Source organism: Leptobacterium flavescens (assembly GCF_010671605.1).
In the GTDB taxonomy this organism is placed as follows: Bacteria; Bacteroidota; Bacteroidia; order Flavobacteriales; family Flavobacteriaceae; genus Leptobacterium; species Leptobacterium flavescens.
Map to the genome: position 1 here is coordinate 855,727 of NZ_JAABOO010000002.1, position 13,392 is coordinate 869,118.

General features: G+C 41.9%; 11 protein-coding genes. 4 read left to right on the top strand and 7 right to left on the bottom strand.

The genetic code is table 11. The features are described from left to right. The first annotated feature begins 148 nt into the window (after positions 1–148). The 3 genes from GWK08_RS11395 to GWK08_RS11405 are packed head-to-tail and all read left to right on the top strand — an operon-like array spanning position 149 to position 5,947. The gene (locus GWK08_RS11395; protein ID WP_163607312.1) at positions 149–3,097 is read left to right on the top strand and encodes a gliding motility-associated C-terminal domain-containing protein; all 2,949 of its coding nucleotides are present in this window, start codon (positions 149–151) and stop codon (positions 3,095–3,097) included. A 3-nt stretch (positions 3,098–3,100) separates the two neighbouring features. Beyond that, complete coding sequence (locus GWK08_RS11400; protein WP_163607313.1) at positions 3,101–4,018, top strand: PorP/SprF family type IX secretion system membrane protein; 918 nt, start codon at positions 3,101–3,103, stop codon at positions 4,016–4,018. 12 nt (positions 4,019–4,030) lie between these two features. Beyond that, positions 4,031–5,947, top strand: coding sequence for an OmpA family protein (locus tag GWK08_RS11405; protein ID WP_163607314.1), 1,917 nt, complete (start codon positions 4,031–4,033; stop codon positions 5,945–5,947). A 2-nt stretch (positions 5,948–5,949) separates the two neighbouring features. Here GWK08_RS11405 and GWK08_RS11410 read toward each other — a convergent pair whose 3' ends face one another. The 6 genes from GWK08_RS11410 to pyrR form a co-directional block, all read right to left on the bottom strand. Continuing rightward, on the bottom strand, positions 5,950–6,447 hold the full coding sequence (locus tag GWK08_RS11410; protein WP_163607315.1) for a CAP domain-containing protein: 498 nt from the start codon (positions 6,445–6,447) through the stop codon (positions 5,950–5,952). 75 nt (positions 6,448–6,522) lie between these two features. After that, complete coding sequence (gene pdxH / locus GWK08_RS11415) at positions 6,523–7,170, bottom strand: pyridoxamine 5'-phosphate oxidase (RefSeq protein WP_163607316.1); 648 nt, start codon at positions 7,168–7,170, stop codon at positions 6,523–6,525. 106 nt (positions 7,171–7,276) lie between these two features. Next, the gene (locus GWK08_RS11420) at positions 7,277–8,182 is read right to left on the bottom strand and encodes a ribonuclease Z (protein WP_163607317.1); all 906 of its coding nucleotides are present in this window, start codon (positions 8,180–8,182) and stop codon (positions 7,277–7,279) included. After that, positions 8,182–8,514, bottom strand: a complete 333-nt coding sequence (locus GWK08_RS11425) for a ribonuclease Z (protein ID WP_163607318.1) — start codon at positions 8,512–8,514, stop codon at positions 8,182–8,184. Before GWK08_RS11425 ends, GWK08_RS11420 begins: the two co-directional genes overlap by 1 nt. 4 nt (positions 8,515–8,518) lie before the next feature. After that, positions 8,519–9,448 carry an aspartate carbamoyltransferase catalytic subunit gene (locus tag GWK08_RS11430; RefSeq protein ID WP_163607319.1) on the bottom strand — a complete coding sequence of 310 codons (930 nt, stop codon included), beginning with the start codon at positions 9,446–9,448 and terminating at the stop codon, positions 8,519–8,521. Between the two features lie 5 nt (positions 9,449–9,453). Then, on the bottom strand, positions 9,454–9,993 hold the full coding sequence (pyrR, locus tag GWK08_RS11435; RefSeq protein WP_163607320.1) for a bifunctional pyr operon transcriptional regulator/uracil phosphoribosyltransferase PyrR: 540 nt from the start codon (positions 9,991–9,993) through the stop codon (positions 9,454–9,456). A gap of 124 nt (positions 9,994–10,117) precedes the next feature. On the opposite strand from pyrR, the gene GWK08_RS11440 reads away from it, so the two are divergent. Then, positions 10,118–11,203, top strand: a complete 1,086-nt coding sequence (locus GWK08_RS11440) for a serine hydrolase domain-containing protein (protein WP_163607321.1) — start codon at positions 10,118–10,120, stop codon at positions 11,201–11,203. A 63-nt stretch (positions 11,204–11,266) separates the two neighbouring features. On the opposite strand, the gene rpsA is transcribed toward GWK08_RS11440, so the two are convergent. After that, positions 11,267–13,048 (bottom strand): 30S ribosomal protein S1, encoded by a 1,782-nt coding sequence (gene rpsA / locus GWK08_RS11445; protein ID WP_163607322.1) that lies wholly within the window; start codon positions 13,046–13,048, stop codon positions 11,267–11,269. Positions 13,049–13,392: the final 344 nt, after the last annotated feature.

Genomic DNA, 13,392 nt, shown 5'->3' on the forward strand with positions numbered 1-13,392 from the left:
AAAAATACCAATCTATTTTGGCTCCGTTATTGTTTCAGACAATATTTTATTCCCAATTCTTTTTTACATGTTGATTTTAAGGTGTTTTATACACCATAGAACAAACTTAAACCATACTTAGCTTTTATAAAAAAATAAAGAGCTATAAATGGGGAAATTTTTACAATTTATTTTTCTTTTCTGGTTAATTGGTACTTACGGTTTTTTTTCAACCGGAAATGGGGATCAATTAAATAATCCAAAGCCTGGTTCGGGGTCGGATACAGACACAGAGCTGGGAAGTATAGAGATCCACGCTCCTTCCAACAGGAAGTTTGAGTGTACCGAATGTACAGATTATATTCCGTGTATGGATTTCGAGGACGTATCCGATCCTTCCAACATATATCTCAGGGACAACAGAGTTTCAGTAAGTGCGGGATATCCCGGAAATACTGCAAACCTTGCGATATTTGACAGCTCTTCTCCCGGTGCGGAAACAGACCTTGGAACTCCCAATGCAGCATTTGGCGGTCCGGGACAAGGTACAGGAGGAATTCCTTCCAGTGCGGGAGCCAATGCAATTGCAAGAAATAATATTCTGATAATACAGGATCCGTCCTCAGCAACGCCAAAAGACCTGGATGAAAAAGGAGCTTATATCTTCTTCGATCTCAGCAGTCTGGGAGGTGTACGTATGTCGAGGATCCGTCTGATAGATATAGAAGCCGATCAAACCGATGCTCATATCGAGTTATTCGGATCGGATGATTCCCTTATAGCCTCTCTTCCTATTCCGGTTGGAGGTGACAATGGTATTTCTACCGTTGAACTGGGAGCTTATGAAAATGTGTACAAAATGAAAGTGGTTCTCGACGGAGACGGAGGGATCGCTTCTATCTGCTTTAAAAATCCTAAAGTAATATTCCATTACCCGACCGTAGACGTTAACGGTTACGATAAGGATCACCCTTATACGGTAGAGTGGACAGAAAGGATCGTATATGACGAATGCGGGATCGTAAAAATTATCAGGACCTGGTATGTATATGACAAATACGGAAATTTTGATTCTGATGATCAGATCGTATTCTTTGAAGATTCCAAACCACCTGTTTTTGTAGAGGAACTTCCGCAGGACAAAGAGGTTTCCTGTGATGATATTCCCGAAGCACCGGTACTGACGGCAAAGGACGCCTGTGATCCGGATGTGGAAGTAGTTTTTGAAGAAACAAGAACAGAGGATCCGTTATGTAATGCCAATTTTGTGATCACCAGAAAATGGACGGCCACAGATTGTAGAGGAAATTCGGTTTCTCATGTGCAAACCATCACAGTTCGGGATACCGAAGCACCAACTTTTGTAGAGGAGTTACCGCAGGATGCAGAAGTTTCCTGTAACGAAATACCGGATGCACCTGTACTGACAGCGATAGATAATTGCGATCCGGAAGTGGAAGTGGTTTTCGAGGAAACAAGAACAGAAGATCCGCTGTGTAATGCCAATTTTGTAATTACAAGAACATGGACTGCTGCAGATTGTACCGGAAATTCGGTTTCTCATGTACAAACCATCACCGTAAGTGATACGGAGGCACCGACTTTTGTGGAGGAACTTCCGCAGGACGCAGAGGTTTCCTGTAACGATATACCGGATGCACCTGTGTTAACAGCGATAGATAATTGTGATCCGGAAGTAGAAGTGGTTTTCGAGGAAACAAGGACGGAAGATCCGCTGTGTAATGCCAATTTTGTAATTACCAGAACGTGGACTGCTACAGATTGTACCGGAAACTCGGTTTCTCATGTACAGACCATTACTGTTAGCGATACCGAAGCGCCAACTTTTGTGGAAGAACTTCCTCAGGATGCAGAAGTTTCCTGTAACGATATACCGGATGCACCCGTGTTAACGGCTATAGATAATTGCGATCCGGAGGTGGAAGTTCTGTTTGAAGAATCCAGAACCGAGGATCCGTTATGTAATGCCAACTTTGTAATTACCAGAACGTGGACCGCTGCAGATTGTACAGGAAATTCAGTCTCTCATGTACAAACCATCACCGTAAGCGATACGGAAGCACCGACTTTTGTAGAAGAACTTCCTCAGGACGCAGAGGTTTCCTGTAATGAAGTACCTGATGCAGCTGTACTAACAGCAATCGATAATTGCGACCCGGATGTGGAAGTTACTTTTGAAGAAGTGGTAGAGCAGACCGATGCTTCCTGTCCGTTCAATATGACCATCAGAAGAACATGGACTGCTACCGATTGTACCGGAAACTCAGTTTCTCACGTACAAACCATTACTGTTAGCGATACCGAGGCTCCTACCTTTGTGGAAGAGCTTCCTGAAGATATTACCATTTCATGTAGCCAGATCCCTGATGCACCTGTTCTTACAGCCGTAGACAATTGTGCAGGCGAAGTAGAAGTAAGCTTCGAAGAAAGAAGAGAAGACGTAGAAGGGACTAACGATTTCCTTGTTATCAGAACATGGACTGCTGTAGATACCTGCGGAAATGAGGTGGTACACGATCAGATCATAAGCGCAACTGCCGACGACAGTACCATTCTGGAATTCCAGTTCTGTACCCTGGATGATCCGGTTGACCTGCTGAACCTTCTCCCTGACGGAGTACCTACCGATGGTACCTTTGAAGTAAGATCAGGAGATGTAACTCTTGACGGAAGTATCTTCAACCCTGAAGATCTGGCTCTGGGAGATTATGAGATCCTGTACTTCACCAATGAGGATGAGGGTTGTCCTGCAGCCATAGAGTTCAGGATCAATGTAAACGGCGATTGTGTGGTTTTCCCTTGTACTGAAGGAGATGTGGTTATCTCTAAAGTACTGACTCCTAACGGAGATCCCTATAATGAATTCTTCGAGGTTACCGGAATTGAAGGATGCGGTTTTATAGTAGATGTGATCATCTTTAACCGATGGGGAAATAAAGTATTCGAATCTCAGGACTACCAGAACAACTGGAACGGAACTTCAAGATCTGGTTCAGGCTTCGTACCCTCCGGAACATATTATTACGTAGTGACTTTAAGAAATAGTGGAATAGATCCCATTACCGGATTTATCTATGTAGGAACAAATTCCCGTTAATTGATGAAAAAGAACTTAGTATATATCATTCTTTTTTGGTGTGCTTTTACGGCCTATTCTCAGCAATTGCCGCAATTCACCCAATATATGTACAACACCATTTCTATTAATCCTGCCTATGCAGGAAGCAGAAATGCCCTGAGTATAGTTGGTATTCACAGGAACCAGTGGACAGGTTTTGACGGGGCACCGGAAACCAGCACTTTGTCCATTCATTCTCCTCTCAGGAACGATAAAATAGGTCTGGGAGTATCATTTATTAATGATGCCCTTGGTTTTGAGAACTTTACATTCCTTTACGGAGATTTTTCATATACCATCCAGACCGGGGTAAAGACAAAACTGGCTTTCGGACTAAAAGGAGGTTTTACCAGATATTCCCTGGATGATGAATTATTCCTGGACCCGGATGTAGCGAACGATCCTTTCTTCCAGCAACCTGTAAACAGATGGAATCCCAATTTCGGATTAGGGCTCTATTTTCACAGTGATGAATGGTATATCGGAGCTTCATCTCCAAGGATCATTAATTACGATAATAACGAAACAGAAGGAGACGCCTTCAGGGCTTTAGACAGGAACAGTTATTACTTTCTGGGTGGGTATGTATTTCCGCTTAGTTACAGTGTAAAGTTCCGCCCTTCCGTTTTAGTTAAATACACCAAAGGTGCTCCTGCTTCGGTAGATATGACGGCTACCTTCCTCTTTCATGAGAAATTATGGCTGGGAGCTTCCTACCGCTTCGGAGACTCTGTAGGAGCTATTGCGGATTTTCAGATATCTCCCCAGCTCAGGTTAGGATATGCCTATGAATATTCGGTGTCGGATATCAGGCCCTTTAACAGTGGAACCCATGAATTTCTGTTGATTTATGAATTTAAATTCAGCAGTTCAAAATTAAAATCGCCAAGATACTTCTAAAAGCAAAATCAGATGCAGCGTATACAATATATAATATCTCTTCTCCTATTGGCATTCAGCACTTCGCTTTATGCGCAATACGGCACACAAAAAAGAGCAGATGCATTATTTGATAAATTTGCATACGTAAAAGCCATTGACTCCTACAAAAAACTTGTAGAAAAAGGATATAATGTAGATCACGCCAAAAGAAGGCTGGCCGAGTCCTATACCTATTTAAGAGATCCGGAAAATGCGGTTATCTACTATAAAGATGTGGTTAACCAGCCCGATGTTCCTGTAGAGTATTACTACAAATACGCCCAGGCGTTAAAGGGGATCGAAAAATATGATGAAGCCCTGAAATGGCTTGCTAAATTCGAAGAAAAAGGCGGGGATCTTTCCAATCTCCACGGCGCCGGTAAGGACACCTATTCGGGAAATATATTTGCCGTTAACCCTAAATACGAGGTAGACACCGTAGCCTTTAATTCAGATTACAGCGATTTTGGTGCCTATGAAAGAGACGGGACACTCTATTTCTCTTCTTCACGTAACGAAGGAGTATCCATAAAAAGAAAATACAGCTGGAATCAGCAGCCTTTCCTCGACCTTTATGCGGTTGAAGAAGGAACTGATACGATTACACATAAAAACAGGCTTTCCGATGGGATCAATACGCGTTTCCATGAAGCATCCGTAAGCATCAGCCCGGATGGGAATACCATGTATTTTTCACGTAACAGTTATTACAATAACAAGCGTGGTCGCGACAGCAAAAAAATAACCCACCTGAAGATCTATTCGGTTTCCAGGGAAAATGGTGCCTGGGCCAATGAAAAAAGCCTTTCCATCAACAACGATAATTATTCGGTAACTCACCCGGCTTTAAGTCAGGATGGCAAATATCTCTATTTTGCTTCCGATATGCCAGGAGGATTTGGAGGGATGGACCTTTACAAGGCTGAGATCGGAGCAAACGGAAGCCTGACCAATGTTCAGAACCTGGGAGATGTGATCAACACATCGGGAGACGATGTTTTCCCATTTATCAACAATGAAGGGATCTTGTTTTTCTCTTCGGACGGGCATGTGGGACTCGGATTACTGGATGTATTTTCTTCGGTGAAGAATGAAAGCGGTGCCTATGTGGATGTCATCAACCTGGGGGCTCCTATTAACAGTAATCAGGACGATTTCTCCTTTTTCCTTAAAGAGGACGGGGTAACCGGTTATTTTGCATCCAACAGGGGTGAAAATATTTACGACGACGATATTTATGTCTTTACAAAAATACCTCCTTTAAAACTGAAGGGGCACGTTACAGACAGTATTTCCAAACTCCCGATCCCGAATGCCATTATGGTGTTAAAGGACAATCGTGAAAACCTGATAGCACAGGTGGAAACAGATGAAAACGGGTATTATGAAATAGATATAGAGCGTAATACAGACTATCAGCTTACCACACTAAAGGAAGGTTATAACGAAAAGAAAACCGATCTCACTTCCAAAGGCATTCCGAACCAAACTACGGAGATTATAGTGGATGTCATTCTGGGCAGGATACCTTTTATTGATGAGACACCTCCGGTGATCAACAATATTTACTTTAATTTCGACCATTCCAATGTGCGAAGTGATGCGCAGGAAGTACTGGACAGGGTTATAGAGCTAATGCTGAAAGAATACCCGAAAATGACCATCAAGATCAGTTCTCATACAGATTCCAGAGGTTCATCGGCCTATAATCTTGGACTCTCTCAAAGAAGAGCGGATTCTACCTTTAAATACCTGGTAGAACGCGGAGTAGCTCCGGAAAGGATCATTGAGGTGAAAGGTTACGGAGAGGAACAGTTAGTAGCCAATTGTCCTAACGGTTCCAGATGTACCGAACACGAGCATCAGTTGAACAGGAGAACAGAGTTCCTGATCATTTCCCTGAGGTAAAATTAGTCCTCCAGACGGATAAAGATATTGGTAAAATAGTTTCTCCCATCGGAGTCCTTTTCTACCGAAATCCCGAAATGGGTATGATCTCCTTCGATGATGGCCCTGTGAGCATCGCTCTCTAACCATCCTCTAACCACACCTCCGCTTGTACTGAAGGCGAAAGCTACATTTTCAGACACGGATTGAGCACCCGGGTTATTAGCCAGGGCAGATCTTCTTTGAAAAAAGAAATCGTGAGATACTTTGTTAACCTCTATCATATGTTCTGTATGGCCTTGAGCCACAGAAGATACTTTATCGGATATCTGAAGCTCCGGCAGGCCTATAGAAGTCCTGTGTTCATTGATCTTCATCAGGATATCGATCTCAAAACTGGTATAACTGATATCAACGATGGCTTCTGCTGAAAGATCGTCATCAATACTGTCTTTGCTACATGAAAAAGTTAGGAATACAGCAAATAGTATAACTACTACTTTGTAGGTATAGGTATTCATTTTGGGGCATTTTAAGATTTGGTACGACCAAATAACGAATAAACCTCCAAATAAATTGTTAAAAAAATGTTAAAATCAAGGTGCGAGCCTCTCTATTAACCAATTATAATCGCTTTGTAAGCAATATCTTATCCTGTCGTGCAGTCTATTAGGTCTTCCCTGCCAGAATTCTATCGATTCGGGCTTTACGATATAGCCTCCCCAATGTTCCGGTCTGGGTACTTCTCCGCTCTCATATTGAGCCTCCAGTTCCTTTAATTTATCCTCTAAAACTTTCCTGGAGGGGATAACCTCACTCTGATTTGATACGAGAGCTCCGAGTTTACTACCCAAAGGCCTGGATTCGAAGTATCCGTCGGAGAGATTTTCGGCAATTTTTTCTGCTTTTCCCTTTATAATTACCTGGCGTTCCATGTTGGGCCAGAAAAAGGACAGGCACACATTGGGATTTTCCCGGATCGCTTTCCCTTTCTCGCTCTCATAGTTAGTATAGAAAATAAAGCCTTCATAGGTGTACTTTTTAAGTAGCACTACCCTGTTCTTCGGAAAACCATCCGTTCCGATGGTAGAGATCGTCATGGCATTGGCCTCATCCACACCTCCGGAATTCTCCACTTCATAGAACCATTTCTGGAATAATTCGAGTGGATTTTCCGGGATGCTCCCTTCGAACAACTCGCTTTTTTCATATGATTTCCTGTAATTTCCAAGATCTTTTTCCATCTCTTTATTTTCTTGCCTGCAATTTACGAGATAAAGACAGCATCTGAAACTATAGCCATAAAATTATTTCGGGGAGTCCTGCCTGAAAAAACGGGAATTAAACGGTCTAAAATTCAAATTCCTTACCGTCATCGGCCAGTAAGACATTCTCAAAAATACCTGAAGCTTCGTCCTTAAAACCGTCGAGTTCCCCATAGCGGGTAGAGTAATGCCCCAGAATAAGAGTGCCTGCTTTCGCATCTCTGGCAATAGCAGCTGCTTCTTTGGCAGTAGAATGCTTTGTGGAAGAGCTCAGATGTGCATGCGCCTCCATAAAAGTAGATTCGTGATAAAGGACATCTACCCCGCTTATCAGCGGAACAATATCCGGTTTATAAGCTGTATCGCTGCAAAAAGCGTAGCTCTTGGGAGCAGGAGGATCAAAACTGAGGCGGGCATTGGGAATTACTTCTCCGCTTTCCAGTTCTACATCTTTTCCTTTTTTAATGTTTCGATAGTAAGCCTTGTCTATTCCCAGTTCGATAGCTTCGGCAATATTGAGTTTCCTTTCTCCGGGTTTTTCCCTGAACAGAAAGCCATTGGTATATACTCTGTGGTCCAGAGGGATGGTCCTTACCTCTACCTTTTCATTATCGAGTATAAGTTCGGATTCCTTTGAGTTAAGTTCGTGAAAAACAAGCGGGAAATCGGTCCAGGAACCGCTTAATTTCATCATCAGGCTGATCACTTCCTTGATCCCCTTCGGGCCGTAGATATTCAATTCGCTATCCCTGCCCAATAACCTGAAGGTGGATATGAGTCCGGGTAAACCGAAAAAATGATCACCGTGTAAATGAGAAATAAAAATATGCTTTATACGGGCAAACTTAATTTTGTGCCTGCGCAGTTCGACCTGGGTGCCTTCTCCGCAATCTATCAGGAAAAGTTGTCCCTTCATTTCCAGAACCTGGGAGGTCGGGTTGTTAAATGTCCTGGGAGTGGCCGAATAACAGCCTAGAATTGTCAATTTCATTAAAAGCCCAGATCTCTTTCTATTTCATCCATTTCAACAATATCGAAGGCTTCCTGTAAAGAAGGAACCACTACCAACTCTTCCGGGATATCGTCATATTTAATAGTATCGGTCACGATAACAAAAGATCTGTTTCTTCCCCGGTGTTTATCCGATACCTGAAGAAATTCCAAAAGGTCGCTTACCTTGAGATTATCCAGGGAAAACAAATTAATAATAATATTGTCCTTATTGATCTTGTCATAAGCCTCGTTCAGTCTGCTTAAAAAAGTGGGTATGGAAACCGATTCCTGAGTAATAATCGTGATATTTCCTTTTTTATCAAAAATCATACGCTCATTTTTTTATTTTGGATGCCAAAAGATAGATAACCGCCATACGGATGGCCACACCATTCTCAACCTGGTTGAGAATTATTGCCTGCTTAGAATCTGCTACGTCACTCGTTATTTCCACTCCGCGGTTAATAGGTCCGGGGTGCATAATAACAATTTCTTTATCGAGGGCGTCCAACAATGTTTTATTTACTCCAAACTGTTGTGTATACTCTCTGGTTGATGGAAAATAACTAATATCCATCCGTTCGTTCTGCACACGTAGCATATTTGCCACATCGCACCATTCCAGTGCTTTTCTCAGGTCGGTTTCTACTTCAACCCCCAATGAGTTTATATATTTCGGGAGCAGGGTTTTCGGGCCACAGACCTTTACCTGGGCTCCCAGTAATTTTAATGCAAAAATATTAGACAGCGCTACCCTTGAATGGAGAATATCTCCCACAATAACTACCTTCTTCCCTCCTACTTCTCCCAGTCTTTCCCTTATGGAATAACTGTCGAGCAGGGCCTGGGTAGGATGTTCATGTGCCCCGTCCCCGGCATTGATAATACTGGCATCTATATGCCTGGAAAGGAAAACACCCGCTCCGGGATTAGGATGCCTCATAACCACCATATCTACCTTCATCGACAGGATGTTGTTTACCGTATCGACCAGGGTTTCTCCTTTTTTCACGGAAGATTGGGAAGCGGAAAAATTAATCACATCCGCAGACAATCTTTTTTCTGCCAGTTCAAAAGACAGTTTGGTACGCGTACTGTTCTCAAAAAAGAGGTTGGCAATAGTGATATCCCTTAAAGAAGGGACCTTTTTTATAGGCCTGTTTATAACCTCTTTAAAATGGTCAGCAGTTTCAAAAATAAGCTCAATATCCTCTGCCTTCAGGTACTTAATTCCCAATAAGTGATCTACACTTAACTGACTCATTCTTTTTATTTATTAATTAAATATACAATATCTTCTCCATCATTCTCTTCCCACATCACTTTTACTTTTTCATTGTTGATCGCATCTACCTGTCTTCCCCTGTAATCGGGTTGAATGGGCAGGTGCCTGCTAAATCTTCTGTCTATCAGTGTTAAAAGCTCTATCTCGGAAGGTCTTCCAAAAGACTGAATAGCTGTCAGAGCCGCCCTGATACTCCTTCCCGTATACAATACATCGTCTATAAAGACCACTTTTTTGTCTTCGACAATAAAATTAATATTGGTCTTATTGGCTTCCAGAGGTTTCTCCCCTCTTCGAAAATCATCGCGATAGAAAGTAATGTCGAGATATCCCAATACAATATTCTCTATCCCGTATTCCTCTCTGAGCACTTTTGCCAGGCGATCTGCAAGAAAGATCCCTCTGGGCTGAACCCCGACAAGAACAGTATTACTAAAATCCAGGTGATTTTCAATGAGTTGACAAGCCAATCTGTGAAGTATGATGTTGATTTCTTTGGCAGAAAGCAGGACTTTTTGACTCATAATCTATTTCCAAAAGTATTTGGTTTACAAAATTACATATTTTTAATGAATAAATTCTGCTGGTGGTTAAACTTCTCCTTCTTATTCCAGTCTAAGCCCCGTAACCATATCTAATTTTTATAAGATGTTTAAAAACTTTACCGCTTTTTTCGCGCTCTGTATCCTTGTGTTTTTTAATGGCCGGACACAGGATCTACCGGAGCAGATTATCTTACAAACACAAGAGAGAATAGACAAGGGCTATCATCTGGGAACCGTAATAGGGATCATCGACAAGAACGGAGCCCGTTATTACGGATTCGGGCAGGTATCCCTCTCCGATGATTCGGTTCCGGGCGAGTATTCTATTTTTGAGATCGGCTCCATCACAAAAACATTCAGTACGCTTCTGCTGGCAGATCTTGAGCTTAAAGGAAAATTGGATCTCAACCGGCCAATTCACGAATACCTTCAGGATGGTATCACTACAGAAGATCCGCTGTACCGTAAAATAAATCTCTTGCAACTGGCCTCCCATACTTCGGGTTTACCCAGGGAAGCCAGCAATGTTAACGACAATAAGGACAACCGCTACAAAAAATATACGGTCAGGAAACTCAGGAGTTTTCTCAACCGGCATTCATTTGAAGCCCCTGACCCCTCAAAAGCCAGCTATTCCAACCTGGGCTATATGCTCCTGGAACACACTATGGAAACCGTAACCGGGTTGAGCTATGAATCCCTGCTGGAGAAAAAGATCACAGAGGTGCTCGATATGCCGGATACCAAAATCAAACTGAGTTCGGGGCAAAGAGATCGTTTAACCCGGGGGTTCAGGAACGGAAAGCATACCACCGAAACCCAACTCGGTATTTTCCCGGCAATGGGAGGAATAAGATCTACGGCAAGGGATATGTTGAAGTATCTGGGAGCTCAAATGAACCTATATGATTCTCCTTTGTTTGAAGCCATGAAAAAAACGCATCAGCCTGTATCCGTACTAAATAAAAATGAAGGCAGTATAGGACTTGGATGGCATGTTCTGGAAAGGAAAGAAAGCGGTAAGAAGATCATTTATCACAAGGGAGGCACCAACGGCTTCGTAAGCTTTGCAGGTTTCGATCCGGAAGCGCAAATTGGAGTTGTGGTGCTGTGTAACGGACGGAGGTATTTCAGTGATCTCGGGTTTTATCTTCTCGACAATACCTATCCCCTTTACCAACCCGAATAAAAGCAACAAAAAACCCTGACGGGATCGTCAGGGTTTTTATTGTCTATCTATATAAGAGAGGAATTACTTCCCTTCCATTTTAGCTTTAAGTGCAGCAAGATCTGCGTTTACGTCTCCGATAGTGGTTTTCTCAGCACCGGAAGCAGCTTTCTTAGCAGCAGCTTTTACATTCTTAGCTTCTTCTTCTTTGAAAATAGCAGTGTGAGAAGCAACAACTCTCTTGAATTCTTTGTTGAACTCAATGATCTTGAAGTCAGCACTCTCTCCTTTTTTCAATTTCTTACCATCTTCTTTTTCAAGGTGACGGGAAGGAATGAAGGCTACGATATCTTCGTTGAAATTAACAGTAGCACCCTTGTCTACGATCTCAGCGATCTCTCCTGCGTGAACAGTGTTAAGACCAAACTCATCTTCGTATTTATCCCATGGGTTCTCTGTAGTCTGCTTGTGACCTAAGCTTAGTTTACGTCCGTCAACATCTAATTCAAGAACGATCACATCAAGCTTATCTCCTACATTAACGAATTCTGATGGATGCTTGATCTTCTTAGTCCATGAAAGGTCTGAGATATAGATCAATCCGTCAATTCCTTCTTCAAGCTCAACAAATACTCCGAAGTTAGTAAAGTTTCTAACGATTCCCTGATGCTTAGAACCTACAGGGTATTTAGAAGTGATATCTGTCCATGGATCCGGAGTCAGTTGCTTGATACCAAGAGACATCTTACGCTCGTCTCTGTCTAAAGTAAGAACAACTGCTTCAACTTCATCACCTACTTTAACGAAATCCTGTGCAGAGCGCAGGTGAGTAGACCATGACATTTCAGATACGTGGATCAATCCTTCAACACCTTCAGCTACTTCGATGAACGCACCGTAATCTGCAATAACAACTACTTTACCTTTTACCTTATCACCAACTTTGATCGTCTCATCAAGAGCTTCCCACGGATGCTTCTGAAGTTGCTTAAGACCTAACTGGATTCTTGACTTGTTATCATCAAAATCAAGGATCACAACGTTTAATTTCTGATCAAGCTCAACCACTTCATTCGGGTGATTGATCCTGCTCCATGAAAGATCTGTGATATGAATTAATCCGTCAACTCCACCAAGATCGATAAATACTCCGTAAGATGTTACGTTCTTAACAACTCCTTCAAGTACCTGACCTTTTTCAAGCTGACCGATGATTTCTTTCTTCTGCTCTTCGATATCTGCTTCGATAAGCGCTTTATGAGAAACAACAACGTTTTTAAACTCGTGATTGATCTTCACAACCTTAAATTCCATTGTCTTACTTACGTACTGATCGTAATCGCGAATTGGCTTAACATCGATCTGAGATCCTGGTAAGAAGGCCTCGATTCCGAATACGTCAACGATCATACCTCCTTTAGTTCTGCACTTCACATAACCATTAACAATCTCTCCATTGTCATGTGCAGCATTAACACGATCCCAGGCTTTGATGGTACGCGCTTTTCTATGTGATAAAACCAATTGTCCGGTTTTATCTTCTCTAACGTCTATTAAAACCTCAACTTTATCACCTACGGCAAGGTTAGGGTTGTAACGGAATTCGTTTAGAGAAATTACTCCTTCAGACTTAGCGTTGATGTCGATGATCGCTTCCCTGTCAGTAATATGGATAACAGTTCCTTCAACTACTTCTTCATCTGCAGTATCTACGAAGTTGCTTTCTACAAGACTTTCAAACTCTTTAAGTTTGTCGTCCTCAACAGGATCAATTCCTTCTTCGTAATTGTGCCAGTTGAAATTCGCTAAAAATTCCTCAGGATTTTGAGTTTCCTTAACTTCAGTGTTTTCTTTTGATTCAGCCATTGCTGATTTAAAATTTGTATCCTACATCTACTCAGGAAATTACGCAATGATACATGTAGAAGTGTTATTAATAATTTTTTGTCTTTATCCTTTTTCTTCCTGATGTTTGCTAAAAAGGAGTGCAAAAATAAAACTATATTATTTGATTTACAAACAATTACTACAAATATTCTGCTCCTATTTTGGCGAATTCCCTCTTTTTTAATTTTTATACTTCCCGGGACAGAAAAATACGCTTTTTGTGTAGTTGAGCGTCAAAAAAGGTCAGTTAACGAATATATGGCCATATGGTTACCTTTATTTAATCAGATTTTACGTTGTTTTTATGTAAATTTGGGAGTATT

Coding starts and splice junctions, on each gene's coding strand:
- GWK08_RS11395 (WP_163607312.1), top strand. CDS start 149: ATGGGGAAATTTTTACAATTTATTTTTCTTTTCTGGTTAATTGGTACT.
- GWK08_RS11400 (WP_163607313.1), top strand. CDS start 3,101: ATGAAAAAGAACTTAGTATATATCATTCTTTTTTGGTGTGCTTTTACG.
- GWK08_RS11405 (WP_163607314.1), top strand. CDS start 4,031: ATGCAGCGTATACAATATATAATATCTCTTCTCCTATTGGCATTCAGC.
- GWK08_RS11410 (WP_163607315.1), bottom strand. CDS start 6,447: ATGAATACCTATACCTACAAAGTAGTAGTTATACTATTTGCTGTATTC.
- pdxH (WP_163607316.1), bottom strand. CDS start 7,170: ATGGAAAAAGATCTTGGAAATTACAGGAAATCATATGAAAAAAGCGAG.
- GWK08_RS11420 (WP_163607317.1), bottom strand. CDS start 8,182: ATGAAATTGACAATTCTAGGCTGTTATTCGGCCACTCCCAGGACATTT.
- GWK08_RS11425 (WP_163607318.1), bottom strand. CDS start 8,514: ATGATTTTTGATAAAAAAGGAAATATCACGATTATTACTCAGGAATCG.
- GWK08_RS11430 (WP_163607319.1), bottom strand. CDS start 9,448: ATGAGTCAGTTAAGTGTAGATCACTTATTGGGAATTAAGTACCTGAAG.
- pyrR (WP_163607320.1), bottom strand. CDS start 9,993: ATGAGTCAAAAAGTCCTGCTTTCTGCCAAAGAAATCAACATCATACTT.
- GWK08_RS11440 (WP_163607321.1), top strand. CDS start 10,118: ATGTTTAAAAACTTTACCGCTTTTTTCGCGCTCTGTATCCTTGTGTTT.
- rpsA (WP_163607322.1), bottom strand. CDS start 13,048: ATGGCTGAATCAAAAGAAAACACTGAAGTTAAGGAAACTCAAAATCCT.